Origin of the sequence: Proteus hauseri (assembly GCF_040139125.1) — a bacterium.
Lineage (GTDB): Bacteria > Pseudomonadota > Gammaproteobacteria > Enterobacterales > Enterobacteriaceae > Proteus > Proteus hauseri_B.
This window is the reverse complement of the sequence record NZ_JBEEUB010000005.1, coordinates 135,745-162,724: the sequence shown is the minus strand read 5'-3', so window position 1 is coordinate 162,724 and position 26,980 is coordinate 135,745. Positions and strand designations below refer to the sequence as shown.

The window sequence follows — 26,980 nt, the reverse complement described above, 5'->3', positions numbered from 1 at the left end:
AATACATACACATTAAAAAAGGCATGTAATTGACTTACATGCCTTTGAAATTTCAGTTTGTTTTTACTAAAGAATTAGAATTCTTGATTTAATGCTCTAAATGCCGCTCTCGCTGCAATTAAATCATCTTGTGTATCAACACCTACACCAGGCACTTCTAATGCTTTTGCAACGTGGATTTTTTCGCCATACCACAACACGCGCAGCTGCTCTAACATTTCGATAGATTCCAGCGGACTTGGTGCCCAATTGATATAACGACGCACAAAACCAGCACGATAAGCGTAAATACCAATATGGCGTAGATAATGCTCGCCAATTTCATCATGCGATAAATTGAAGCGATCACGCTCCCAAGGAATAGTGGCACGAGAAAAATAGAGGGCAAAACCTTTAGCGTCCATAACGACTTTAACCGCATTTGGATTAAAGGCTTCTTTTGAGTCAACGATAGGCACAGCAAGTGTCGCCATTCCTGCGCCACAGTTAGCTAAGTTCTCTGCAACTTGGCTAATAATCGCAGGGGGAATAAGAGGTTCATCACCCTGAACGTTAACAATTATTTCATCATCTGCAAATTGGTATTTTTCAATCACTTCAGCTAAGCGTTCTGTACCTGAATGGTGATCTTCACGGGTCATACACGCTTCACCACCCGCTTTTTCGACTGCGGCAACCACATCTAAATTATCTGTAGCCACAATCACACGCTGCGCGCCAGAGCGCTTTGCTTGTTCCATTACGCGCACAATCATGGGTTTACCATGAATATCTGCTAATGGTTTGCCGGGTAAACGAGTCGATGCATATCGACCAGGGATAATGACCGTAAACATGAAATTATCTTTCCTCTTCTAGTGACAATTCTCTTGCTTCATTTTCTAGAAGAACGGGGATATTGTCACGAACAGGATAAGCTAAATGATCAATTTTGCAGATAAGCTCTGAATTTTCTTTATCAAAGATAAGTTTGCCATGACAAACTGGGCAAGCGATTATTTCGAGTAAACGGTGATCCATGTGTCCCTCACAAGGGTTAATCATTTATATGCCAAAAGGATATCATAAGGAAGGATCTGCGTTAATACTCTAACTCGCTCGTTTAGTCATTATTATGCAATTATTTTTTGCTATTAATGATTTTATTATTTTCTTTTTCACTATCAGCAACAAAAAAGCCACATTAATGTGGCTTTTTATCGTTTAGTATACAATATCATTAATAAAGAATTACATTCAGCTTTTATTGATAATAATTTGACCATTTTATTATCTTTATTGCATTCTAATTAACTTAGCCGCTTTTATATTATCTTCTGAACATGCCGATGATGTTCCTCATTAAGCCTTGTTCAAAAGATAACGAGAACTATAATTTAAATAACAGCTCAAACAAGAAGTTAAACATACGCCAACTACTTGTTTTATATCTAGATTTAAAAAACCATTAATTAAAAGCCGATAACATCAGCAGCTTCTAGACCTGCTGCTGTTCTGATAACAGAAAATTCAACATGCTGACCTTCTGTTAAGGCTTTATTTTTTGTATTGGCTATCGCTTTTTTATTGACGTAAATTTCTTGTTCAATATCAGTTGAAACAATAAGGCCATAACCTTTATTATTATCGAACCATTTAACGCGACCCATAACTAATTGTAATGTCATGATAGATAAACTCCTTTTGTTCTTTGTATAGTTTTATTTCACTACACAAATGCATCCTACTTTTTATTAAGTCTTCTTATATAAAACCCCAATTAAATTCTGAACACATTAATTTAAGTAGTGCATTTTATTATTCATATATAAATGTTCAAAATCGTGATAGCTAGCTTAACGAGATATCTATAGGCTCAATGAAATATTTACAGCATCACCATGACAATTAGATGACATGATGAAAAATATTTCATTGCGTATCTATAAATAGAGTAACTCGAAGTAGAGTAACCCCAAATAAATGATTAATAGTATCTATATAAAATAGTTTCCATAACCAATAGTCCGCAAAGCCAACCAATATCTACAGCACAAAAGTATTAACCCAACACTAAAGATCCACAAATAACCCACACAAGGCTTTTGAGTAGATAGGGTATTAGCGAGTTAAATTGGACTACGACAAAAGCGATATGCGATTAGTGGGTAGGTAATCTTTTATGTAACGCTATCCTGATTTCCAATATAAATATCATTGTTTCAGATCAGATACAAGTTTTTTTCGAGCTGTAAATTAAATTAGTCACTTGTTTTAGCACAGTTTGACTATTTAAAGTGGCAGAGACTGGTAAATACCACCAATTATCTTGAGCAAAATGATGACATTTAACAGCATCTTTTTCTGTCATAATTAACGGTTCATTATGTGGGGTCAATTGTTGTAATTCTTGCGCACTATAATCGCTATGATCACTAAACGCTTTAGTTGCTATTAGTTGAATGCCTTTATCACTTAATGAATTAAAAAAGCGAGGAGGATGTCCTATTCCCGCCATAGCTACCGCTTTATTTAATTGATTTACAGGTTTTTTCTCACCTGTTTTTAGATTAATGGCGATTTCCCCCTCTAATGTCATGCCAATCTCATTGTCTTGGCTTATTCCACCATTAACAATTATGGCATCCACTGAGTCTAAACGCCCTGCACGTTCACGCATAGGACCCGCTGGTAACCACCAACCATTACCAAAGCGGCGTTGCCCATCAATAACAACGATTTCATAATCTCGCTGTAGTGCATAATGCTGTAAACCATCATCAGTAATAATGACATCTAGAGAGTGCTTATCTAACAGCGCTTTTACTGCATCTCGTCGAACTGGAGCTACAGCAACAGGCGCGCCAGTTCGATGATAAATTAATACAGGTTCATCACCCGCCATTGCGGGTGTGATTTTATCAGAAAGTAATAAAGGATAATGGTCTGATTTCCCGCCATAACCACGGGAAACAACGCCTGGTTTAAAACCTTGAGCAATGAGTTGCTCTACAAGCCAAATAACAACGGGTGTTTTTCCATTACCACCAGCGGTTAAGTTACCAACAACGACCACGGGAACAGGCGATTTCCATGATGGAAACCATCCTTTTTGATATGCGATACGCCTTAGCGTTGCTATAACACCATAGAGCCATGAAAATGGCAGTAAGAGAATATAACACCAAGATTTACCAGACCAAATCCGTTCAATCATTTGCCAAATTGCATCCTATGAAGCTGAGCATAGATACCTTCTTTCTCTAACAGATTAAGGTGGGCACCACGTTCAACAATTTCGCCATCTTCAATAACCAGAATTTCATCTGCTTTTTCAATCGTAGACAAACGGTGAGCAATAACCAAAGAGGTTCTATTTTTTTGTAGCTCATCAAGTGCAGATTGAATAGCTCGTTCTGATTCTGTATCAAGTGCTGATGTTGCTTCATCCAATATTAAAATGGGTGAATCACGTAATAGTGCCCTTGCGATAGCAATACGTTGACGTTGTCCACCAGAAAGAAGTACACCATTTTCGCCAATTTCAGTATCAAGCCCATTGTCTAACTTTTGAATGAAGTCCATGGCATGCGCCATTTTAGCGGCTTTCTCGACATCTTCTCGGCTATATTTATCTTCACAAGCATAAACAATATTATTCGCTACAGTTTCATTAAATAAATGAACATTTTGTGAAACCAATGCCACTTGGTTACGCAGTGATTTTAAGGTGTAGTCACGAATATCATGACCATTTATCAATATCTCACCTTCATTAATATCGTAAAAGCGTGTTAGCAGATTTGCTATCGTTGATTTACCTGAGCCAGAGCGTCCAACTAAAGCAACCGTTTTTCCAGCAGGAATAGTAAACGAGAGGTTCTTCAGTGCTGGCGTATCTTTAGTTGCGTATTGAAAAGTTACATTACGAAATTCAATATCACCAGTTGGTTTTTTCAGCTCTAATTTACCGTTGTCTTTTTCCTGTTCTAGATCCAATATCGCAAATAATGTTTGGCAAGCTGCCATACCACGTTGGAATTGAGCATTAACATTGGTTAATGATTTTAATGGGCGCATCAATGCAACCATTGAAGAGAAAACAACAGTAATAGTCCCTGCAGTTAATGTATCCATAATTTCAGGGAAACTTGCAGCATATAAAACAAAGGCTAACGCAAAAGAGGCAATCAGCTGAATAATGGGATCAGAAATTGAGGATGCAACCACCATACGCATGCCTTGACGGCGAATATGGTTACTTACATGATTAAAACGCTTATTTTCTACGTCTTGACCATTAAAAATAAGCACTTCTTTATGCCCTTTAAGCATCTGCTCTGCGCTGGTTGTTACTTGCCCCATACTATTTTGAATACGCTTACTTATTGTTCTAAACCGCGTAGACACGACTCGAATAACAATAGCCACAATAGGCGCGATAACGATCAAGATGAGAGAGAGATGCCAGCTATAATAGAACATCAGTGCAAACAGACCGATGATATAGGCACCTTCACGCACGACAGTAATTAAGGCACCAGAAGAAGATGAAGCGACTTGCTCTGAATCATAGGTGATACGAGAAAGCAGCGTTCCTGTTGATTGCTGATCAAAAAAGCTTACCGGCATTCCCATAATATGAGAAAACAACCGACGTCGCATATTCATAACGACCTTTCCTGAAACCCATGAAAGGCAGTAACTTGATATAAAGTTAGATATACCACGTAGAACTATCAATCCGATAATGGCAAAAGGCATCCATTTTAATACGTCATTGCTCGCCTTACCAAAACCCTCATCAAGCAGTGGTTTTAATAAAGAGATCATAAATGCATCAACGCCCGCATTTATAATCAATGCGACTGCTGCGACTAACAAACCAGCTTTAAAGACACGAATCATCGGCCATAAGCGTCGGAAAGTTTGCCACGTTGATAGGTCTATATCATTCATATGTATTACCAAACTTTTAATAAATAGCGGGTTATTCTACTCGTTAATAGGCAAAACACCAAACCACTGATGATACCAACGAGGCAATATATCTTGCCTATAGGTCAATACATCACGCTTATTTTGCTTAAACTCAATAGAAATCTGTCCACTAATAGGTGTAGTTAGCCAATTTATGGCTTCATTTTTATAACGGCGATGTACTTTACCAGAAGGTAAACGCCAAGGGCTATAACGAGCAGCAGAAACAAGTGCAATATTTGGTGAAACTGCTTGAATAAACGACAATGTTGAAGATGTTTGGCTGCCGTGATGCGGAACTTGTAAAATATCCGCCTTTAGTTGATTATTTTTTAACCTTACTAGTTGGGCTTCGCTCTCTTTTTCTATATCACCAGTAAGTAAGATACTCTGCCTTCCATCACTAACACTAATAACACATGATTCATTATTTTTTGGTGAGGTATGTAGATTAATTGGCCATAAAGCATGAAAAAAAAGCCCTTTCCACCGCCATGATTGCCCTTGTAAACAAGGCAAGTGATGAGATTGATTAAAGCTACTACGAACCGTCAATTGAGGATAAGCTGCTAATAAATCGCTAACTCCACCGGTATGATCCAGATGATCATGACTAATTATCAACGTGCTAGGGGTTATTTTACGGTTTTTTAGATAGGGAATAATGACACTTTTTGCAATAGAACCGCCGCTTTTCCAGCGCATTCCTGTATCATAAATAATCGCCTCCCCTTCTTTTTCAATGATAATAGCCAAGCCATGACCAACATCTAGCATTGTCATTCGCCATTGATAACGCTCTGAAAAATAGATTTCACAATATAAAATTACACCTACTGCAATTACTAATACAAAATGATGACACCACCATTTCATTTTAATGACGAGAATGCCCACAATACCGCTTAAGCTTAATAAAAAGGGTATTGCGCCACTATTATGCCAATAAGAGACAATATAAGGGAGAAATCCAAATGCATAACTAATAGAGAGATCTACCCAATGCCATAAAAAAGGCTGAAACAGTGGTATAAATGAAGTAAACAACCCAAGCATAATCAATGGGACAGTAATAAACGAAATAATAGGTACAGCCCATAAATTAGCAAAGAAACTAAAAAGATTACCGCCACCAAATAAATAGTACTGAAAAGGTAACAAAATAATCATTAGCCCAAGTTGTAAATGGATTAATCGAAGAATAAACCATCGTTTCTGGTAACTAAATTTTCCTGATAATGGATACATCCAGTACCAAAAAATAATCGCAAATACAGCAGAAAATGAAAGCCAAAAACTTGCGGATAAAATAGAAAGAGGCTCAAAAATTAAAATCAGTGCCGCACTCCAAAGTGCCCACTGCCAAGGTAAAAATAGTCGGCTACGCCAATGCAATAGAACCCATACACTTAGCCCAATGAGCGCTCTTGTTGCTGGGATCCCCCATCCTGATAAAGCTGCATAAGTAACCGCCGTGATCCATCCTATAATTAATGGAAATAGTGCTCCAATCCATTTAGCAGGAAGAAACAACTGAATACCTCTCGCAATAAACCAACCAAAAAATGCTGATAAACCAATATGTAGCCCAGAAATAACAATAAGGTGAGCGACACCTGTTTTCATATAGATCTCTTTCTGTTCTGCCTTTATCAGTCGTTTATCACCAAGAACTAATGCCGTGATTTCACCTTTATTTTTTGTGGCTTCCCAGTACGTTGATATATATTGAATAAATTGGCTACGTAGCGAAGTATTTGCATCAACTAAAGTTGCATGCATTACTTTTCCTGCAAGCGTCTCTTTTAGCGAGACACTATATTTTTGACTATCAAAGCCCCCTTCATTTAAATAACTATGCACAGCCCGAAACTGTATTTTAAATTGCCAATATTGCCCGATAACATTACTTTTAGGAGGGTTACGCCAATAGACATTGGCATAAATTGCAGATGAAAAGATGCTTTCTTTAGGAATGGCAATTTTTATAATAATATTGCCATCTTGTAGCTGACGATATTCAATAACTTTAGTTTGGATTGTTGCGATATTATCAACTAACTGGTCTGTTCTGGTAATTAATGACTGTGCAATACTATTTGAATATCCCCAAAATAATAATATGAGTGCTAAAAAGCGAATAGTAGCATGTGGAACAAGAAGTAATAACAAAGAGAGGATAATCACAACATATCCCCCTTTGCTATTAATAATATCTGATTGAACTAATAGCGGAAGAGATCCCAAGATTACTGCAAAAGCAGCTTTATCAATATTGAGTTGATTAAAATAGAGTAATTTTAAATGTCTTTGCAATAAGCAAATCAATTTTATATATGATGCTTTAAAACTATAAATATATCTTATTTTTTGTAGAAAAATCATCATTTCCCATCCATGGTATTAATTTATTTCTTTTAATATCATATCGTTAAATGACGTTTTAATATCTAATTCACTTGAATAGTTTTGAACTTCTTCGTAAGAAAAAAATGTATTCTTTTATGAGATACAATTTTTTGCGAGATCGTTCTAAATAAGAATACTTGATCAATATTTTAAAATTTTATTAAGGAAATAACTGAAAAAAACACTTAGAGTAATTACAAGAAAAAGTAAAAAGAGAAAAGAGAAAAGAGAAAATATGAATAGATAAGTAGAATCGGAAATAAGTAACCAAACTAAGGGTTGTTATGTTAAGCGTTAAATATGTAATGCTAAGAATTTAATAGATAAAAAAACTCAAATTAAAACATTATAAAATCTAGCAATAAAAAAACGGCACCGAAGTGCCGTTTTTGAGAAAGTTAACTAACTTTGTGCCTTTTCGACAGGAAGTTGTTTATTCCGTATAAATATTTACACGGTCACGTAACTCTTTACCTGGTTTAAAGTGTGGAACGTATTTACCTTCCAGATCTACTTTATCACCAGTTTTCGGGTTACGACCCGTACGCGGCGCACGGTAGTGTAGAGAAAAACTGCCGAATCCGCGGACTTCGATACGCTCACCATCAGCCAATGTGTCAGCCATATGATCAAGCATTTCTTTTACAGCATCTTCAACTGTTTTAGCCGAAAGATGAGATTGTAGGCCTGCAAGTCTCTCAATTAACTCAGACTTGGTCATATTACCTCCCTAGACTACCGATAAATAGGCAACGATAACGTTGCCTCTCGTTAATAACTTAAATTATTCGCCTTTAGCTGCTTTGAAAGCTTCAGCCATAGCGTTGTTTGAAAAACCAACTTCTTCTTTGTTGTTCACAGAAGCGATAGCGTCTTTCTCATCAGCTTCGTCTTTAGCGCGAACAGACAGATTGATAACGCGGTTTTTACGGTCAACACCAGTATATTTAGCTTCTACAGCTTCGCCAACATTTAGAACCAGAGTTGCATCTTCAACGCGGTCACGTGAAGCTTCTGAAGCACGCAGGTAACCTTCAACACCGTCAGCCAACTCTACAGTTGCGCCTTTAGTATCAACAGCAGTTACTTTACCAGAAACAATAGCACCTTTTTTGTGAGCAGACAGGTAATTATTGAATGGATCTTCTGATAATTGTTTAACGCCCAAAGAGATACGTTCACGTTCAGCATCAACTTGCAGAACTACAGCAGCGATTTCGTCGCCTTTTTTGTACTCACGAACAGCTTCTTCACCTGCAACATTCCAAGAAATGTCAGATAAGTGAACCAGACCGTCAATACCACCGTCTAAGCCGATGAAGATACCAAAGTCAGTAATAGACTTGATTTTACCTTCAACACGGTCGTTTTTGTTGTGAGTTTCTGCGAACTGCTGCCATGGGTTAGATTTACACTGTTTCAGACCCAGTGAAATACGGCGACGTTCTTCATCGATGTCAAGAACCATAACTTCAACAACATCACCAACGTTAACAACTTTAGATGGGTGAATGTTTTTGTTAGTCCAATCCATTTCAGAAACGTGTACTAAACCTTCAACGCCTTCTTCGATTTCTACGAAGCAGCCGTAATCAGTCAGGTTAGTTACACGACCAGTCAGTCTTGTACCTTCTGGATAACGTTTAGCGATAGCTACCCAAGGATCTTCGCCCAGTTGTTTCAGACCTAATGATACGCGAGTACGTTCACGGTCGAATTTCAGGACTTTAACAGTGATTTCGTCGCCAACATTGACAATTTCGCTTGGGTGTTTAACACGTTTCCAAGCCATATCAGTGATGTGCAGTAAACCGTCAACACCGCCCAGATCAACGAATGCACCGTAGTCAGTAAGGTTCTTAACGATACCTTTAACTTCCATGCCTTCTTGCAGGTTTTCTAATAACTGATCGCGTTCTGCGCTGTTTTCAGATTCAATAACCGCACGACGAGAGACAACAACGTTATTACGTTTTTGGTCTAATTTGATGACTTTGAACTCAAGCTCTTTGTTTTCCAGGTGAGTTGTGTCACGTACTGGACGAACGTCTACCAGTGAGCCTGGCAGGAAAGCACGAATGCCGTTCAATTCAACAGTGAAACCACCTTTAACTTTACCGTTGATGATACCAACAACAGTTTCGTTTTCTTCGTAAGCTTTTTCTAGCATCAGCCACGCTTCGTGACGTTTAGCTTTCTCACGAGACAGAACGGTTTCACCGAAGCCATCTTCAACCGCGTCCAGAGCAACGTCGATTTCGTCACCAACTTGGATTTCTAATTCGCCCTGAGCGTTTTTGAATTGTTCTACAGGAATAGCAGATTCTGATTTCAGACCTGCATCAACCAGAACAACGTCTTTATCGATAGCAACTACAACACCGCGAACGATAGCGCCTGGACGAGTTTCGATTGTTTTTAGGGATTCTTCAAAGAGTTGAGCAAAAGATTCTGTCATGTTAATGATCTTCAAGTAAATTTAATTAACGTCCATTTAGCATCCGGCCGAATGGGGTTGTTTCACATACCTCGTTACATCCTTTGTGACAAGGTCATCGGGCATTATTGTGTTTTCATTAACACGTAACCCGATTTTAATATTACCTAGTATAAACGATATAAAAATTAATTACGCTGATAATTGCAGATTTTTTTTAGCATAAGTCAACGATTTTTCAATGACTTCGTCGATAGACAAGCTTGTTGAATCGAGAATTAATGCGTCCTTTGCCGCAACTAATGGCGCAACAGCACGATTCCGGTCTCGGTAATCACGCTCTTTTATCTCGGATAAAAGGCGCTCAAAGTTAACATTAAAGCCCTTTTCCTGCAACTGTAACATGCGACGACGAGCTCGTTCTTCAGCGCTAGCATCGAGAAATATTTTTACTTGTGCATCAGGGAATACAATTGTACCCATATCTCTGCCATCAGCAATCAGCCCAGGAGCTGTACGAAATGCTCGTTGACGTCGTAATAAAGCTTCTCTTACTCGTGGAAATGTCGCTGCTTGTGATGCGGTATTTCCTACTGTTTCAGTACGAATTTCAGTTGAAACATCTTCACCTTCAAGGATAACACTTAACCCATTCTCATTAGGTACAAATCTAACATCAAGATTTGCTGCTAATGGAACAAGTGCATCTTCAGAACCAATATCCACATGATGATGTAATGCAGCTAATGCTAATACGCGGTAAATTGCGCCAGAATCAAGTAAGTGCCAACCAAAAGCCGTTGCTAAGGCTTGGCATAATGTTCCTTTACCCGCTCCGCTTGGCCCATCAACAGTAATAACAGGGACGATAACTGCCATGAGTTTCTCCTTTTTATGGGCACTGCATTTCTATGTTTTTCACTCTATCATATTGATATAATAGGTATAAACCTCAAACAGAGAAAAACAGTATTAATCATATTGCGCGCCATTATACGCATACAATGTATATGAAGGAATAAGCAGTTGAGTATCGGTCTAATTTATTGGTGAAAAATTTCGAGAAACAGCCAAATAGATAGAAATAATTGCTCTATAAAATAAAAAATCGACGGTATTATTCTTTATTAATAGAAATACCGTCGATTAAACCTAATAATGAAAAATAGAAAAGTTTGTATATGTCACTATATATTTATGCCAGCGTATTTAATTTATCAAAATAATCTGGGAATGTTTTTGCTGTACAACCCGGATCAAGAATAGTAATTGGGGTATCAGAGAGTGCAACCAACGAAAAACACATAGCAATACGATGATCGTTATAAGTCTCAATATCAGCTGTTCTTAACTGTTTAGGTGGCGTAACTTTTATGTAGTCATGCCCTTCTTCTACTATCGCGCCGACTTTTTGTAATTCTGTTGCCATTGCGGCTAATCTGTCTGTCTCTTTAACTCGCCAGTTATAGATATTACGGATCGTCGTTTCACCTTCAGCAAACAGTGCAGTGGTTGCAATAGTCATTGCTGCATCTGGGATAGTGTTCATATCCATATCGATGCCTTTAAGCGTACCACGCTCACATTCAATATAGTCATCACCCCAACGAACTTTTGCACCCATTTTTTCGAGTACAGAGGCAAAATGGATATCCCCTTGCAGGCTGTTTTTACCAATACCAGTTACACGTACTGTGCCACCTTTAATTGCCGCTGCGGCTAAGAAATAAGATGCCGATGAAGCGTCACCTTCAACAAGATATTTACCGGGTGATTGATATTGTTGCGCACCTTTTATCACAAAGTGCTGGTAGTTTTGATTTTCAATATCAACACCAAAAGTTTTAATAAGTGCCAAAGTAATATCAATATAAGGCTTGGAGACTAAATCACCTTTAATGGAAATAACGGTATCTTGTGGCGCTAAAGGTGCGGCCATTAATAATGCAGTAAGAAATTGACTAGAAACGCTACCATCAACCTCGACATTTCCACCTTGAAAACCACCTTGAAGTCGGATAGGTGGATAATCCGTTTGCTCAAGATAATCAATACTCGCACCACCTTGACGTAAAGCATCAACCAAATGCCCGATTGGTCGCTCCTTCATTCTAGGTTCACCCGTTAAAGTAATTTCATGATGACCTAAACTCAAAGCAGCCGCTAATGGACGCATTGCGGTACCTGCATTACCCAAAAAAAGCTCTAGTGGTGCGGATGTTTTAAATTCACCACCTAAACCTTCGATATCACATACCGTATTGTTATTAGATAACTGATAGTGAATACCTAATGCCTTTAATGCAGTTAACATATGACGAATATCGTCACTATCAAGTAGATTAGTTAACCGAGTTTTACCTTTTGCAAGCGCTGCCAGTAATAACGCTCGATTAGAGACGCTTTTAGACCCTGGTAAATTAATAGTGCCTTCAATATGGGCGATAGGTTGTAGTGTTAACGATTCCATAAACAGGTAGAAACTCCGATAAATCAATTAAATATGAAGGGATGCTGTTTAACCCATTAAAACTAGAATTATTTCTGCACTGGCATTATCTATTTATTATTTTGTACCGATATAACTCTATTTTAATTATCAACACCCTTAATTATAAGAAAACCTGCTTTATAGGCAGGTTTTCTTAGCCTATTTTAAAGCGATTAAGCGTGGCGACGCTCAAAATCGGCCATAAAATCAACCAATGCTTGCACACCCGCTAAAGGCATTGCGTTATAAATGGAAGCTCGCATACCGCCTGAAACGCGGTGACCTTTTAATGCCACCAGCCCTTGTGCTTCGGCTTCTTTTAGAAATACTGAATCTAAAGAAGGAGATGACATTTGGAAAGGCACATTCATTAATGAACGATTTTCTGTTGCAACACGATTGATATAGAAATCACTATTATCAATGGCACTATAAAGAAGCGCGGCTTTCTCATAGTTGCGTTTTGCCATCTCTTGCAATCCGCCTTGCTCTTTTAACCATTTGAAGACCATACCTGATAAATACCAAGCAAAAGTCGGTGGCGTATTAAACATAGAATCATTTTCAGCAAGTACCGTGTAATCAAACACCGATGGCGTCTCTTTACGCGCTTTACCTAACAAGTCATCACGAATAATAACGATGGTTAAACCAGCAGGTCCGATATTTTTTTGCGCTCCAGCATAAATAACGCCATAACGGCTAACATCGATTGGTTTAGATAAAATAGAAGAAGAGTAATCTGCGATAATAATTTTTTTATCATCAAAATCAGGTTCTTCATGAATAGCGATACCATCAATGGTTTCATTTGGGCAATAATGTACGTAAGCTGAATCATTGCTTAATTGCCACTCTTTCATTGGTTTTACACCAACTTTGCCATCAATTTCTGTTTTAATTTTAATGATATTTGGCGAGCAATATTTTTCTGCTTCTTCTGCTGCGCTTTCTGCCCAATAACCACCATCAATATAATCAGCAGTTTTCTTGTCACCTAATAAATTGAGTGGCAATGCAGCAAAATGTCCTCTAGCACCACCATGACAGAAAAGAATTTTGTAGTTTTCTGGCACATTTAATAGATCACGAAGATCTTGCTCTGCCTGATGTGCAACTTCGAGAAATTCTTTACTACGATGGCTGATTTCCATAACCGAGCGCCCTAGCTCGTGCCAGTTGCATAATTCTAATTCTGCACGACGAAGAACCTCTGCCGGTAACATAGCCGGACCCGCACTAAAGTTATATACCTGACTCATTCAAATTCACCCTATCTGAATATGTATTTACAAAACGACCTCTATCGGTTGTATCATTCTCATTAAATTGGCGCAATGATTATTGTGAGCTAACGCATAATATGCGATACATAAAAATAACGGTTAGGAGTGTTTTATGTCGGGGAGTATGCATAAAAAAGAAGAAGCTAGCTGGGGAATGCTTCTTAAAGGAAAAAATAGTCTGAAATCACTAGCGTTAGCAGGAGGTGTCGCATTACATGCAATAAATGTCTACATTACGATTACCACCTTACCTTCAATCGTTCGTGATATCGGTGGTCTTAATTTATACGCATGGAATACCACAGTTTTTATTTTAGCCTCAATACTCTCATCCGCACTTACTTCTCGCCTATTAAATAGATTTGCACCTCGTAATAGTTATTTGTTTGCTACGCTCTGTTTTTTACTCGGTTCAATCATTTGTGCAACCGCGCCATCAATGCCAATATTACTTTTTGGACGATTTGTTCAAGGCGCTGGCGGCGGTATGCTGCTCGCTTTAGCCTACTCTTTGGTTAGGGTAATGTTTCCACAACCTCTTTGGTCAAGAGCGATGGCACTAATGTCTAGCATGTGGGGAATATCTACCTTGTTAGGTCCTGCATTGGGCGGAATATTTGCAGAATATAATGTTTGGCGTGGCGCATTTTGGTCAATTTTAATTGTCGGCATTCCTTATATTATTTTATTGTTTACTATTCTTCCTACCGAAAATGCCACTGATATAGGAATAACTAAATCGCCTCTTCCTTATCAGCAATTAGCCTTATTAATTTTAGCTGTGTTATCTATTTCAATAGGTAGTCTATATAACGTTATTATCTATAATGTGTTATCTGTTATTTTTGCTGCTCTTTTTGTTTTATTACTTGTTTACATTGATAAAAAATCAAATGATGGGTTATTTCCTAAGGGAACATTCTCGTTTTCTGCCCCATTAGCGCCAATTTATTTAACTATGGCGCTATTAGGAATAAGTGTTCAAACCGAAGTTTTCGTGCCCTATTTTTTACAAATTATTCATAACATCACCCCTCTACTTTCAGGTTATTTAGCCGCATTAGTGGGTGCAGGTTGGTCTTTTTCTGCGATTATTTCTTCATCGCGTCAGCAATCGACAGCACAATGGTTAATGCGATTTGGCCCTGTAATTAATTTTATAGCTATTTTAATTCTTGGCTTGTTAATTTCTAATGTAATCACTTTACCTTATGGTCAAATCATTATTATTTGTATCGCGCTTTTCTTTACAGGTGCAGGAATAGGCATGGCATGGCCTCATTATCTCACTCGCGTATTGCAAGTTTCGCAAGGTCAAGAGGCACAAAAAGCAGCGACATCAATTACTACCATACAACTATTTTCTACTGCTGTTGGCGCATCTATTTCAGGTACTATTGTTAATATGGCGGGATTAACTGAACCGGGCGGTATTATTGGTGCTCAAAATGCAGCACATTGGCTATTTACTGTTTTTGCAGTTACACCTTTCATTGCCTTTTTTGCTGCGAATGTTGTGGTTACACGCAGCAAAAAAAATAGTTAATTTATAAATTGATTCTATTAAATCAGATAAAATGGTTATTTTAAATTAATCGCCATTTTATCATTTTATAAATAAAGACCCTTTTTATTTTATAAGGTTTATTCCCTTTAAAATTGTCTATAAATTAGACGAGAAACCAAGATGGAAGGAAATAGAAGGAAAAACCACATGAAATTAAAAATCGCAGCTATAGCAATAGGATTAATATCCACCACATCAATATGTCATGCTAATACCGCGAATTCTTATGCCGTTGATAAAGAATATGCTGAGTTTGAAAATGGCACCGAAATATTAATAAATGCAAGTTCACAAGCTACTGTTAAACCAAACAGCGACACTAACGACATTGCCGAAATATTTATTTCCCCAAGTGATGATAAAAATATTTCTCATAATAAATATGATACATTCCGCGTAGATAATTCGGGTATTATTTTAAACAATGTTAAATCAAAAGCAGACTATATTATTAATGAGGTTATTAATGGTCCAACATCCTTATTAGAAGGTAATATTGGTGTAAAGGGAAAAATAGCACATGTCATTATAGCCAATCCGAATGGGATCACTTGTGATAACTGTAGTTTTTCAAATACATTATCTGAAACACTTGTCAGCGGAAGCGTAGATAGAAGTAACAATTCTGTCGCTATTTATAACCTTGCTACATTAATTCCTAAGTCGCATTATTTATACCATAAATTTAATCCTGCACATGGCAAAGTCGCTATTATTAATTCGAAAAATATTGATAATGACGCTATGTATCGCCAATTAAATATTATAAGTAATGGAATAACCGTTAATACTCAGGTTGTTTCATCAAAAGATGTCATCTTATATAACAATGGCAATAGAGTTATACATGGTTTTGATAATAAATTTACAAGACACGTATCTTCAATTAGACCGCTCATTACACCAAATAAATATAGAAAGAATATTCCAAAAGTTAACTTTCTGACTATTGGTGACAGTAAAAATAGAGACAATCTTCCATCTGGTTTAAATGCTGGCATTCATACTGACCATAAAATAAATATTTATTCTAACAACGCAAAAGTTAATAACCATGGTTATTTAAGTAGTGAAGGAATGTATTTATCGCTCACTAATAATTCAACATTTAAAAACCATAATCAGATCTACACCAGTAATTTAGTATTAGATAGAGATAAAAATTCCTGGGTTATTAATGAAAGATCAGGATATATAAATCATTACTTGCCTTTTATATTTAGTTCTTCAGCCACTTATGAAGAAATAAATAGTAATGAAATAAATAACAATGAGGCAATAAGAATAAATAAGCTCATTGATGACCAAGAGATTATTAATCATGGAGTAGTTAAATTACTGACTCTGATGTATAACAATTGATATTATTATAAAAATAGAGAAGACCTCATAACGTGAGGTCTTCTCTTGTTACTGTATTACTATTTATTTAAATTAATATTATTTAAATTAATACTTTTCGAAATATGTTTGAATTTTTGCAGGATCTTGTGTTTCAGTTAGTGATAACTGTAATAACACTCTCGCTTTTTGTGGATTTAAGCGTTCTGATGCAACAAAACCATATTTAACATCATCAACTTCACCATTTTGAGTTGTAAATCCTACTGGTACACGGCTTGAACGCACGACAACAACGCCTTTTTTAGCGCCATCAGCTAGTGTATTCATAATATCTGTATATAAGTTACCATTACCAACACCTGCGCTAATAATGCCTTTGTAATTATTATCGATAAAGGCTTTTGCTGGTAAATCAGAAGCGTTGGAATAGTTATAAACAATACCAACTTTTGGTAATTCGGTTAATTTACTTACATCAAATGCGGCTTTATCTCCACGTGGTGCAGCTACAGAGTAATAGTGAACTTTTCCGTTATGAACATAACCTTGAGCACCCGCATTAACCGCTTGGAATGCTTGAACTTCAGTGGTGTTCATTTTCATAACATCTTTACCACCGATCACTGCATTATTCATGGTAACTAATACACCACGATTTTCTGAAGCTTTATCACTGGCAATAACCACGGCATTAAATAGGTTTAATGGTCCTTCTGCTCCTAATGCCGTTGCAGGACGCATTGCGCCAACCATAACAACAGGTTTCTTACAATGAGTTGTTAAATCAAGAAAATATGCCGTTTCTTCCATGGTGTCTGTACCATGGGTAATGACGAAGCCATCCGTTTTGTCACAATCAGCATTAATTTTATTAGCAAGTTTTAACCACACTTGGTCATTCATATCCTGAGAACCGATATTAACCACTTGCTCACCTTTTAAATTAGCAACGGTTTTAGCTTCAGGAACCGCATTGATTAATGTATCAATGCCTAATTTACCCGCAGTGTAACTTGACGTAGTCGCTGAATCACCACCACCCGCTATTGTGCCACCTGTTGCTAAAATAGTGACGTTTGGTAATGCAAATACGGAGCCACTAACTACTGCTAACAAACTGGCGAGCAATGTCTTCTTCATCATCGTATTGATCCCTTATGAGTATATAAATAAATCTTATTATGATGATTTATAATTATTAATTCCGTGATAAATGGAACGTATTTATTAAAAAAACTCATATATTAAAGAAATCGTTAGATTGAATATTGTTAGCAATAAAAGGAATGATAAATCGTTAGTGCATCACTGGAGATTTCAGTATCATGTGCCCCTAACTATCACCCGCAAAATATTGATGAAACCTGCCATGTCACAAACATTTATTCCCGGTAAAGATGCCGCACTGGAAGATTCTATCGCTAGCTTCCAGAAAAAATTAACCGACTTAGGCTTTAACATTGAAGAAGCTTCATGGTTAAATCCTGTTCCTAACGTCTGGTCTGTACATATTCGCGATAAAGAGTGCCCTTTATGTTTTACCAACGGTAAAGGAGCAAGTAAAAAAGCCGCATTAGCTTCTGCATTAGGCGAATATTTTGAACGTCTTTCTACTAACTACTTTTTTTCCGATTTTTGGTTAGGTAATGAAATTGCAGAAGGCGAGTTTGTTCACTACCCAAGTGAAAAATGGTTCCCTTTAACTGAAGATGACGCTGTGCCTGAAGGTCTATTAGATACACGTCTACGTGAATTTTATGATCCCGAAGGTGAATTATGCGGTAGCGAACTAGTTGATTTGCAATCAAGTAATCCTGACCGTGGCATCTGTGCTTTACCCTTTATTCGTCAATCAGACGAAAAACCGGTTTATATTCCAGTAAATATTATTGCTAATCTTTATGCCTCTAATGGTATGTCTGCGGGTAACACACAAAATGAAGCCCGTGTACAAGGTCTTTCAGAAGTATTTGAACGTTATGTGAAAAATCGCATTATTGTAGAACAAATTAGCTTACCTGAAATTCCTGAAGACGTATTAGCACGTTACCCTGCTGTCGTAGAAGCCATTGCAACCTTAGAAAAAGAAGGCTTCCCAATCTTTAGTTTTGATGCCTCACTTGGTGGTCAATTCCCTGTTATTTGTGTTGTATTATTTAACCCACAAAACGGAACTTGTTTTGCCTCTTTTGGTGCGCATCCTGATTTTGGCGTAGCATTAGAACGTACCGTTACTGAATTACTACAGGGTCGTAGTCTTAAAGACTTGGATGTGTTTAATCCACCAAGTTTTGACGATGAAGAAGTTGGCGATCACACCAATCTTGAAACGCATTTTATTGATTCTAGTGGTTTAATTAGCTGGGATTTATTTAAAAAAGATGCTGATTATGAATTTGTTGATTGGAATTTCAGTGGCACTACTGAAGAAGAGTTCCACACGTTAATGTCACTATGCCAGCAATGTGATGCTGAAGTTTATATCATGGATTACTCTCATTTGGGTGTTTATGCATGTCGTATCCTTGTTCCTGGTTTGTCAGATATTTATCCAGCTGAAGATTTACAGCTAGCGAATAATATCATGGGCGTTCATTGGCGTGATACGTTGATTTCCTTGCCAACAAGTCAAGGAAGTAAAGAAGAGTATTTATCATTAATTGGTCAATTTGATGAAGATGGATTAGATGACTTTACACGTGTAAGAGAAATGATTGGCATTGCACCGGGTAAAGATAATGGTTGGAGTCATCTGCGTGTTGGTGAATTAAAATCCATGCTAGCTTTAGCGGGTGGTGATCATGAACAAGCATTAGTGTGGGTTGAGTGGACACAAGATTTCAATGCGTCTCTATTTACCCCTGAACGCCAAAACTATTATCGCTGTTTGCACAATCTTTTATTATTAAAAGAAGAGACAGAACGCGAACCTGAGCAATATATGCATGCATTCTCTCGTATGTATGGCGCAGATACCCTTCTTGCTGCACAAAATGCAATGCAGGGTAAAAATGTATTTTATGGATTACAACCTATTGAGCCATCACTCGCTAATTTGCCTGTTCATCAGTCATTGCTTGCTGCTTATGAAAAACTACAAAAAGCGAAGCGCTAATCCATCAAATAACAATGTAATATTGAAGGTTATTGACTCATGGTAAATAGCCGTTAATTGAATAATGATTATCTTATTTTCATTAAAACACTCTACCTAAAAATAGAGTGTTTTCTTTTGCTTAAAATAAATAACGGCAATTTTGTCAGAATGACAAATATGCCGATTGTCAAAAGTGTCAAAATATGGCAAAAGTGACGATTATAGGATTTAAATATGACACTTAGATCTGAAATTGAAGTTATAAACTAAGAATTTGGCTTAATAGTAGTTTAAATTGCTATTTGTGTACATAGATCTCAAAAAATAAAAAACCTTATTTTTATAATGGATATATGCCTGGAGTAATCAATTAGATTATCCACAAATAAAGTAGTGTTTATATTTAAATCAAAAGTAAATGAGCCGTTAAATTTAGTTTTTAATTATTAACATTAAGAGGTGGGAATAATACGTTACATTTACTTTTTACTTTATTTATCCAGCTAGACTAAAATTTTTTGATAATTTTTAAAAAAAATTTTTACTTTATTAATCATATAATTATAGCCAAAATAGCGGGTTTTTACGCACTAAGATTGGGTTTCTAACCAGCGACCATGATCCATATCAATTTTAGAAGTAAGCCCCTTTGCTACTATTATTGCGTACTATAATTATTCCAACATATAAGAGAGTGTTAGTATGAAAGCTGACAGCCCTTTTAATTTATTATCACCTGCTGAAATGGCAAAAGTTGCCGATGATGCTTGTTGTTATAAAGCAACTAAACATATCCCAACGACTTACTTATCTGCATTTACTGCGGGAATGTTTATTTCAATTGCTTTTGTTTTTTATATTACTGCTACTACAGGCACTGCGTCTGTTCCTTTCGGACTAGCAAAACTAGTCGGTGGGATCTGTTTCTCCTTGGGGTTAATGCTCGTTGTCGTTTGTGGCGCGGACTTATTCACCTCAACTGTTCTTACTATTATTCCTAAAGCGACAGGACGTATATCTTGGGGCACTATGTTTGCCAACTGGATAAACGTTTATCTTGGCAACTTTGTTGGCGCACTCTTTTTTGTCGCCTTAATGTGGTTTGCTGGTCAACATATGGCAGCTAACGGATTATGGGGGCTGAATGTATTACAAACAGCACAACATAAACTTGAGCACACCTTTGTTGAAGCCGTTTGTTTAGGTATTTTAGCTAACTTGATGGTTTGTCTTGCAGTGTGGATGAGTTATGCTGGTCGTACTTTAATTGACAAACTTTTTGCACTGATTTTACCTATCGGCATGTTCGTTGCGAGTGGCTTTGAGCACAGTATCGCTAACATGTTTCTTATTCCTTTAGGTATCGTTATTAAGAATTTTGCACCAGCAGAATTCTGGTCTAAAGTAGGTGCATCACCCGAACAATTTTCACACTTAACAGTATCGAATTTCCTCTCTGATAATTTATTACCAGTCACTATCGGTAACATTATTGGCGGTGCAGTCCTAGTCGGTCTGGTATACTGGTTAATGCATCTGCGCGGTGAAAAACATTAATCCGTGCAGATCTGACTGATTTCTTAAGTTCCATTGTAAAAAGGTAGAAGTATCATGTCTGATTTAAATGAAAAATTTGCTCAAGCATGGAAAGGTTTTTCTGAAGGTGAATGGCAGAACGCAGTAAACGTTCGTGACTTCATCCAAAAGAACTACACTCCATATGAAGGCGACGAATCTTTCCTGGCTGGTTCCACTAAAGCAACTGATACACTTTGGGAACAAGTTATGGAAGGCATCAAAATCGAGAACCGCACTCATGCGCCGGTTGATTTTGATACTTCTGTTGCTGCAACAATCACTTCTCACGATGCAGGTTACATTGAGAAAGATTTAGAACAAGTCGTAGGTTTGCAGACTGATGCACCTTTAAAACGTGCAATCATCCCATTCGGTGGTATCCGTATGGTAGAAAGTTCTTGTCATGCTTATGATCGCGAACTAGATCCAGAACTGAAAAAAATCTTCACTACATATCGTAAAACCCATAACCAAGGTGTTTTCGATGTGTATACTCCAGACATTATCAAATGTCGTAAATCAGGTATCCTAACTGGTTTACCAGATGCGTATGGTCGTGGTCGTATTATCGGTGACTACCGTCGTGTTGCACTGTACGGTATCGAATACCTGCGCAAAGATAAATTCGCTCAATTCACCTCTTTACAAGAAAGAATGGAAAAAGGTGAAGATCTGGAAATGACTATCCAACTGCGTGAAGAAATCGCAGAGCAGCATGCTGCTTTAGGTCAAATCCAAGAAATGGCAGCAACTTATGGTTGTGATATTTCTCGCCCAGCACAAAATGCAAAAGAAGCAGTGCAATGGACTTACTTCGGTTACTTAGCCGCTGTTAAGTCTCAAAACGGTGCTGCAATGTCATTCGGTCGTGTTTCTACTTTCTTAGATATCTACATCCAACGTGATATCGATGCAGGTCTACTGACTGAAGAACAAGCTCAAGAATTAATCGACCATTTAGTAATGAAATTACGTATGGTTCGTTTCTTACGTACTCCTGAATATGATGAACTGTTCTCTGGTGACCCAATTTGGGCAACAGAATCATTAGCAGGTATGGGTTTAGATGGTCGTACTCTGGTAACTAAGAATACTTTCCGTTTCTTAAATACCCTGTACACAATGGGTCCATCACCAGAACCAAACATGACTATTCTGTGGTCAGAACAACTGCCTATCAACTTCAAAAAATACGCAGCTAAAGTCTCTATCGATACTTCTTCAATTCAGTACGAAAATGATGACTTAATGCGTCCTGACTTTGACAGTGATGACTATGCTATCGCATGTTGTGTTAGCCCAATGGTTGTTGGTAAACAAATGCAGTTCTTCGGTGCTCGTGCAAACTTAGCGAAAACCTTACTGTATACCATCAATGGTGGTGTTGACGAAAAACTGAAAATCCAAGTAGGTCCAAAACATGCGCCAATCATGGACGACGTCTTAGACTTCGATACCGTGATGAACCAAATGGATCACTTTATGGATTGGTTAGCAACTCAGTATGTAACCGCACTGAACGTTATCCACTTCATGCATGATAAATACAGCTATGAAGCAGCGTTGATGGCACTTCATGACCGTGATGTTTATCGTACAATGGCATGTGGTATCGCAGGTCTGTCTGTTGCTGCTGACTCACTGGCTGCAATCAAATATGCAAAAGTTTCTCCTATCCGTGATGAAAACGGCTTAGCGGTAGACTTTAAAATTGATGGCGAATACCCACAATTCGGTAACAACGATTCTCGTGTAGATGACATCGCTTGTGACTTAGTTGAACGCTTTATGAAGAAAATTCAGAAACTGCGTACTTACCGTAATGCGGTACCTACACAGTCTATCCTGACTATTACTTCAAACGTTGTTTACGGTAAGAAAACAGGTAATACCCCAGACGGTCGTCGTGCTGGTGCGCCATTCGGACCAGGTGCAAACCCAATGCATGGTCGTGACCAAAAAGGTGCTGTTGCTTCACTGACTTCAGTTGCGAAACTGCCATTTGCTTATGCAAAAGATGGTATTTCTTACACCTTCTCTATCGTACCTAACGCGTTAGGTAAAGATGATGATGTTCGTAAAGCGAACCTTGCTGGTCTGATGGATGGTTATTTCCACCACGAAGCTGGCATCGAAGGTGGTCAACATCTGAACGTAAACGTGATGAACCGTGAAATGCTATTAGAAGCAATGGAAGATCCTGAGAAATATCCTCAGTTAACTATCCGTGTTTCTGGTTATGCAGTTCGCTTTAACTCACTGACTAAAGAACAACAGCAAGACGTTATCACCCGTACATTTACAAAAACAATGTAATAAAGATAACTATATGAATTTATTTACTGAGAAAGTAAATAAAATCGCTTAGAATAAAGGCCCCTACATTGGGGCCTTTTTATCTAGACAGTTTTGGAGTAACCCTGTTATGTCCGTACTTGGTCGTATCCACTCATTTGAATCCTGCGGTACCGTTGATGGTCCGGGAATACGTTTCATTGTTTTCTTTCAAGGATGCCTAATGAGATGCCTCTATTGTCACAACCGTGACACATGGGATACTCATGGTGGGCAAATCGTCACTGTTGATGAACTAATGAAAGAGGCGGTCGCTTATCGCCATTTTATGAACGCTTCTGGTGGCGGTGTTACTGCTTCTGGTGGTGAAGCTATTTTACAAGCTGAATTTGTGCGTGATTGGTTCCGTGCTTGTCAAAAAGAGAATATCCATACCTGCTTAGATACCAACGGTTTTGTTCGCCGTTATGATCCGGTTATTGATGAACTAATGGATGCAACTGATCTGGTTATGTTAGATTTAAAACAGATCAATGATGATATCCACCAAAAATTAGTGGGTGTTTCTAACCAGCGCACACTGGAATTCGCACGTTACTTAGCAAAACGAGGACAAAAAACATGGGTTCGCTATGTTGTTGTTCCTGGTTGGTCTGATGATAATGATTCAGCCCATCGCCTAGGTGAATTTATTAAAGATATGAAAAACATCGAGAAAGTAGAGCTTCTCCCTTACCATGAATTAGGTAAGCATAAATGGGTTGCTTTAGGTGAAGAATATAAGCTAGATGGCATTCATCCACCGTCAAAAGAGACGATGGAAAACGTAAAATCCATTCTTGAGTCTTATGGACATAAAGTCATTTACTAAACTTTCTACCAATGATTTATATAAGAAGCAGCGTTTTTAAGCGCTGCTTTTCTATTATTAGTATTACTCTCTTTCAAACCAAAATAATTTTTCTTAATACTCTTTTTTAGATAAATTTAGCATCATTTTTATTTCACCAATACCGCAAAAATCGCTTATTTAATAAGTAAAATAAAAATATATTAAGATTATCCTTAATGTTTATTCAGTTTAATACTGTTGATTAATAACAAAACAAACAGATATTATAGTGATCTTATATTTATAAACAAAAGACGTCGAGATTAAGGTAAAAAAATGGAACAAGACAACAATTCATCGCTAACAGAGCCACAAGAGGTATTTACGCCTATTCCTCAAGCAAGGGGTTCTTCTGGTGGTACTCGTTGGTTAGGTCTAGGATGGGATTTAGTAAAAGAACGTTTCTGGATGTGGATTGGCGTTATCATCGTCTACTTTATGATTAGCTTAATTATATCTGGGTTCCTAGGTTTAATTCCGCTAATTGGTCCACTTATCTCTCCTTTTATTTCAGCAGTATTAGCAGCGGGTATTATCGGTATAGCCCATCAGCAATATGAAACTAAGCGCTTAGATCTTGATAATCTATTCTCAGGATTTTATAACAAACGCTATATCAGCTTAATGGGGGCTTATTGCATTAGCGCACTCATCCTTATTTTAGGCTTTATTATTGCTATACTCGTTAGTGGCTCCGCAATAATGGACCTCTTCTATGCCATAGAAGGTGGCTATGCTGATCCATATATTGAGAATTGGGTAGTATATAACTCTTCTTCATTTAGCTTATTTTTCATTATTATTGCTATATTTGGCATTATCAGTACAGCGGCTTACTGGTTTGCCCCAGCTTTAATTTTAGTTAATGGTTATAAAGCCATTCCAGCAGTTAAAGCCAGCTTGGCTGCGGTGAGAGCCAATCTATTTGGTGGTTTTCTGTTTTTCGTCCTACTGTTCTTTATTATTGCTATTAGTATGATCCCATTTGGTTTAGGGTTACTGATTACTATTCCACTCTCTTATACCGCAATGTACGCTTCATATCGTGATATTTTCTATCACCACAATATAAGTAATAATACTGAAGACAGTAATGGTGGCTCACCTATTTCATTAAATAAAACCGCTGAATCCAATATTGGAAAACTCGTTAGCTAATCCAAATCGACAAATAAAATAAAAAAAACAGTAGTGTATTTACCTACTGTTTTTTTTATTACTAAACTCAGCCAGCAAATGGATTTTTATTGTCATAAGATTGGTTAAATAACGCATCAGAAATTAAATAATTATAAATTTCATCCACAATCTCAATACCTTTTTGTTCCGTTCTTCTCTCTTCTATTTGGCTGTTCTCACCAGGATATAATACTTTATCAATACCCACAGCTGGCTTAATTTCATTAAGCTCACTCATTACTTGGGAAATATGTTCTCTAAATAATGAGGCATCTGTAAAAAATGCCGGATTAATAACAATATGTAATTGCCCTAATTCACGACCTTGCGTTAAATCATGATACATTGAGCTGACATGTTTACCAAAAGGTAAACCAAGTAAAATACCCGATAACACATCAACCATCATCATTAAACCGTAACCTTTAGGTCCTGCAATAGGTAATAAACCTTTTACAGAAAAAGGATCTGTTGTTGGTTTACCATTTTCATCCACAGCCCAAGTATCTGGAATAGCAGCTTGCCGTGAACGTGCATCAAGCACTTTACCCCATGCTTGTACTGTCGTTGCCATATCAAACGTAATATGTTTATCACCCACTCCTGGTGCTGAAAATGCGATAGGATTAGTGCCATAATAAACTTCTGAGCCACCAAATGGCACAACCATCGGATCGGACTGACAAAGAGATATACCTATCATTCCAGCATTAGATGCTTGTTCAACAAAATAAGAGAGGGCTCCGCTATGACCTATACGCCTTACACCAACCACAGCAACGCCCTTTTGTTTTGCCATTTCAATAGCACGTTCCATTGCTTCTTTAGCGGCAACATGACCAGCACCATTATCACCATCAAATACTGCGCTACAAGGACCCGTTTCAGTATAAGTAAAATTCGGGGTGGTATTAGTGCCACCTTTGCTAATACGCTCCGCATAATACTCTACACGTACTGCGCCATGAGAGTGAATTCCTTTAGCATTAGCATGTACCAATACATCAGCAACAGTATCAGCATGAGACTCACTCAATCCTGCATGATGTAATTTATTTTTTATTAATTGATGTAACTGCTGTTTAGAAATTATCATAGAATATGCTCTTTTGTAGGGTTCTAATTGAATAGAAATGCCATAAAATAACGGAGGTAAATTCGAGTGATAGGTCTAATTTAACAGCATAAATAGGATCTGCTGTGATCGGTTTAACCAATGGCGGATTGCGTTATATTTTTATTCAATCTCACTTTATTTAGTAAGATTTTTTTTATAATCATCTATTAACTCTACGCTTTATAACTATATTTAGATAATATTAAGAATATTTTTTATTAATCGTAATCTATGAGCAGCAATCTGTTATTTTTATTTTTGTAAAATATTATACTTTATCTCCTTATATTAAAGGTGCTACATTTTTATATATTCTTTTTGAACATTTA

At 37.3% G+C, this 26,980-nt stretch carries 20 protein-coding genes; 7 read left to right on the top strand and 13 right to left on the bottom strand.

The genetic code is table 11. The features are described 5' to 3' along the window. Window positions 1-74: 74 nt before the first annotated feature. From kdsB to serC, 11 genes are all read right to left on the bottom strand, one after another. Window positions 75-836 (bottom strand): 3-deoxy-manno-octulosonate cytidylyltransferase, encoded by a 762-nt coding sequence (gene kdsB / locus ABN099_RS10455; protein ID WP_349463683.1) that lies wholly within the window; start codon window positions 834-836, stop codon window positions 75-77. Window positions 837-840: 4 nt separating this feature from the next. Beyond that, window positions 841-1,020, bottom strand: coding sequence for a Trm112 family protein (locus tag ABN099_RS10450; protein ID WP_064719509.1), 180 nt, complete (start codon window positions 1,018-1,020; stop codon window positions 841-843). A gap of 431 nt (window positions 1,021-1,451) precedes the next feature. Further along, window positions 1,452-1,667, bottom strand: a complete 216-nt coding sequence (locus ABN099_RS10445; protein WP_349463681.1) for a cold shock domain-containing protein — start codon at window positions 1,665-1,667, stop codon at window positions 1,452-1,454. A gap of 539 nt (window positions 1,668-2,206) precedes the next feature. Beyond that, the gene (lpxK, locus tag ABN099_RS10440) at window positions 2,207-3,196 is read right to left on the bottom strand and encodes a tetraacyldisaccharide 4'-kinase (RefSeq protein ID WP_432807504.1); all 990 of its coding nucleotides are present in this window, start codon (window positions 3,194-3,196) and stop codon (window positions 2,207-2,209) included. Then, entirely contained in the window at window positions 3,193-4,938 is a 1,746-nt protein-coding gene (gene msbA / locus ABN099_RS10435; protein ID WP_432807503.1) for a lipid A ABC transporter ATP-binding protein/permease MsbA, read from the bottom strand. Before msbA ends, lpxK begins: the two co-directional genes overlap by 4 nt. 36 nt (window positions 4,939-4,974) lie before the next feature. Continuing rightward, on the bottom strand, window positions 4,975-7,275 hold the full coding sequence (locus ABN099_RS10430) for a DNA internalization-related competence protein ComEC/Rec2 (RefSeq protein ID WP_349463680.1): 2,301 nt from the start codon (window positions 7,273-7,275) through the stop codon (window positions 4,975-4,977). 526 nt (window positions 7,276-7,801) lie between these two features. Beyond that, the gene (ihfB, locus tag ABN099_RS10425; RefSeq protein ID WP_064719504.1) at window positions 7,802-8,089 is read right to left on the bottom strand and encodes an integration host factor subunit beta; all 288 of its coding nucleotides are present in this window, start codon (window positions 8,087-8,089) and stop codon (window positions 7,802-7,804) included. A 63-nt stretch (window positions 8,090-8,152) separates the two neighbouring features. Continuing rightward, window positions 8,153-9,826 (bottom strand): 30S ribosomal protein S1, encoded by a 1,674-nt coding sequence (rpsA, locus tag ABN099_RS10420; protein WP_349463679.1) that lies wholly within the window; start codon window positions 9,824-9,826, stop codon window positions 8,153-8,155. Window positions 9,827-9,997: 171 nt separating this feature from the next. Then, a complete protein-coding gene (gene cmk, locus ABN099_RS10415) occupies window positions 9,998-10,684 on the bottom strand; it encodes a (d)CMP kinase (protein ID WP_349463678.1) in 687 nt (228 codons plus the stop codon). 316 nt (window positions 10,685-11,000) lie between these two features. Then, complete coding sequence (gene aroA / locus ABN099_RS10410; protein WP_349463676.1) at window positions 11,001-12,275, bottom strand: 3-phosphoshikimate 1-carboxyvinyltransferase; 1,275 nt, start codon at window positions 12,273-12,275, stop codon at window positions 11,001-11,003. 194 nt (window positions 12,276-12,469) lie between these two features. Next, window positions 12,470-13,558, bottom strand: coding sequence for a 3-phosphoserine/phosphohydroxythreonine transaminase (gene serC, locus ABN099_RS10405; RefSeq protein WP_349463675.1), 1,089 nt, complete (start codon window positions 13,556-13,558; stop codon window positions 12,470-12,472). Between the two features lie 136 nt (window positions 13,559-13,694). Between serC and ABN099_RS10400 the strand changes: the two genes are divergently transcribed. Together ABN099_RS10400 and ABN099_RS10395 are read left to right on the top strand one after the other, a co-directional pair. Continuing rightward, window positions 13,695-15,128, top strand: a complete 1,434-nt coding sequence (locus ABN099_RS10400) for an MFS transporter (RefSeq protein ID WP_349463674.1) — start codon at window positions 13,695-13,697, stop codon at window positions 15,126-15,128. Window positions 15,129-15,296: 168 nt separating this feature from the next. Further along, window positions 15,297-16,511 (top strand): filamentous hemagglutinin N-terminal domain-containing protein, encoded by a 1,215-nt coding sequence (locus tag ABN099_RS10395; protein ID WP_349463672.1) that lies wholly within the window; start codon window positions 15,297-15,299, stop codon window positions 16,509-16,511. Window positions 16,512-16,598: 87 nt separating this feature from the next. Here the strand turns inward: ABN099_RS10395 and ansB are convergent, their stop codons facing one another. Continuing rightward, window positions 16,599-17,636 carry an L-asparaginase 2 gene (gene ansB / locus ABN099_RS10390; RefSeq protein ID WP_349463671.1) on the bottom strand — a complete coding sequence of 346 codons (1,038 nt, stop codon included), beginning with the start codon at window positions 17,634-17,636 and terminating at the stop codon, window positions 16,599-16,601. Between the two features lie 226 nt (window positions 17,637-17,862). Here ansB and ycaO point away from each other — a divergent pair, with 226 nt between their 5' ends. From ycaO to ABN099_RS10365, 5 genes are all read left to right on the top strand, one after another. After that, window positions 17,863-19,608: a 30S ribosomal protein S12 methylthiotransferase accessory factor YcaO gene (ycaO, locus tag ABN099_RS10385; RefSeq protein ID WP_349463670.1), complete on the top strand. Its 1,746-nt coding sequence runs from the start codon at window positions 17,863-17,865 to the stop codon at window positions 19,606-19,608. Between the two features lie 684 nt (window positions 19,609-20,292). Next, window positions 20,293-21,147, top strand: coding sequence for a formate transporter FocA (focA, locus tag ABN099_RS10380; RefSeq protein WP_349463669.1), 855 nt, complete (start codon window positions 20,293-20,295; stop codon window positions 21,145-21,147). Window positions 21,148-21,201: 54 nt separating this feature from the next. Further along, entirely contained in the window at window positions 21,202-23,484 is a 2,283-nt protein-coding gene (gene pflB / locus ABN099_RS10375) for a formate C-acetyltransferase (RefSeq protein ID WP_349463668.1), read from the top strand. Between the two features lie 109 nt (window positions 23,485-23,593). After that, window positions 23,594-24,334 (top strand): pyruvate formate lyase 1-activating protein, encoded by a 741-nt coding sequence (pflA, locus tag ABN099_RS10370; protein WP_349463667.1) that lies wholly within the window; start codon window positions 23,594-23,596, stop codon window positions 24,332-24,334. Between the two features lie 297 nt (window positions 24,335-24,631). Next, complete coding sequence (locus ABN099_RS10365) at window positions 24,632-25,513, top strand: BPSS1780 family membrane protein (RefSeq protein WP_349463666.1); 882 nt, start codon at window positions 24,632-24,634, stop codon at window positions 25,511-25,513. 67 nt (window positions 25,514-25,580) lie between these two features. Here the strand turns inward: ABN099_RS10365 and allD are convergent, their stop codons facing one another. Continuing rightward, window positions 25,581-26,630 carry an ureidoglycolate dehydrogenase gene (gene allD, locus ABN099_RS10360; RefSeq protein WP_349463665.1) on the bottom strand — a complete coding sequence of 350 codons (1,050 nt, stop codon included), beginning with the start codon at window positions 26,628-26,630 and terminating at the stop codon, window positions 25,581-25,583. Window positions 26,631-26,980 lie beyond the last annotated feature (350 nt).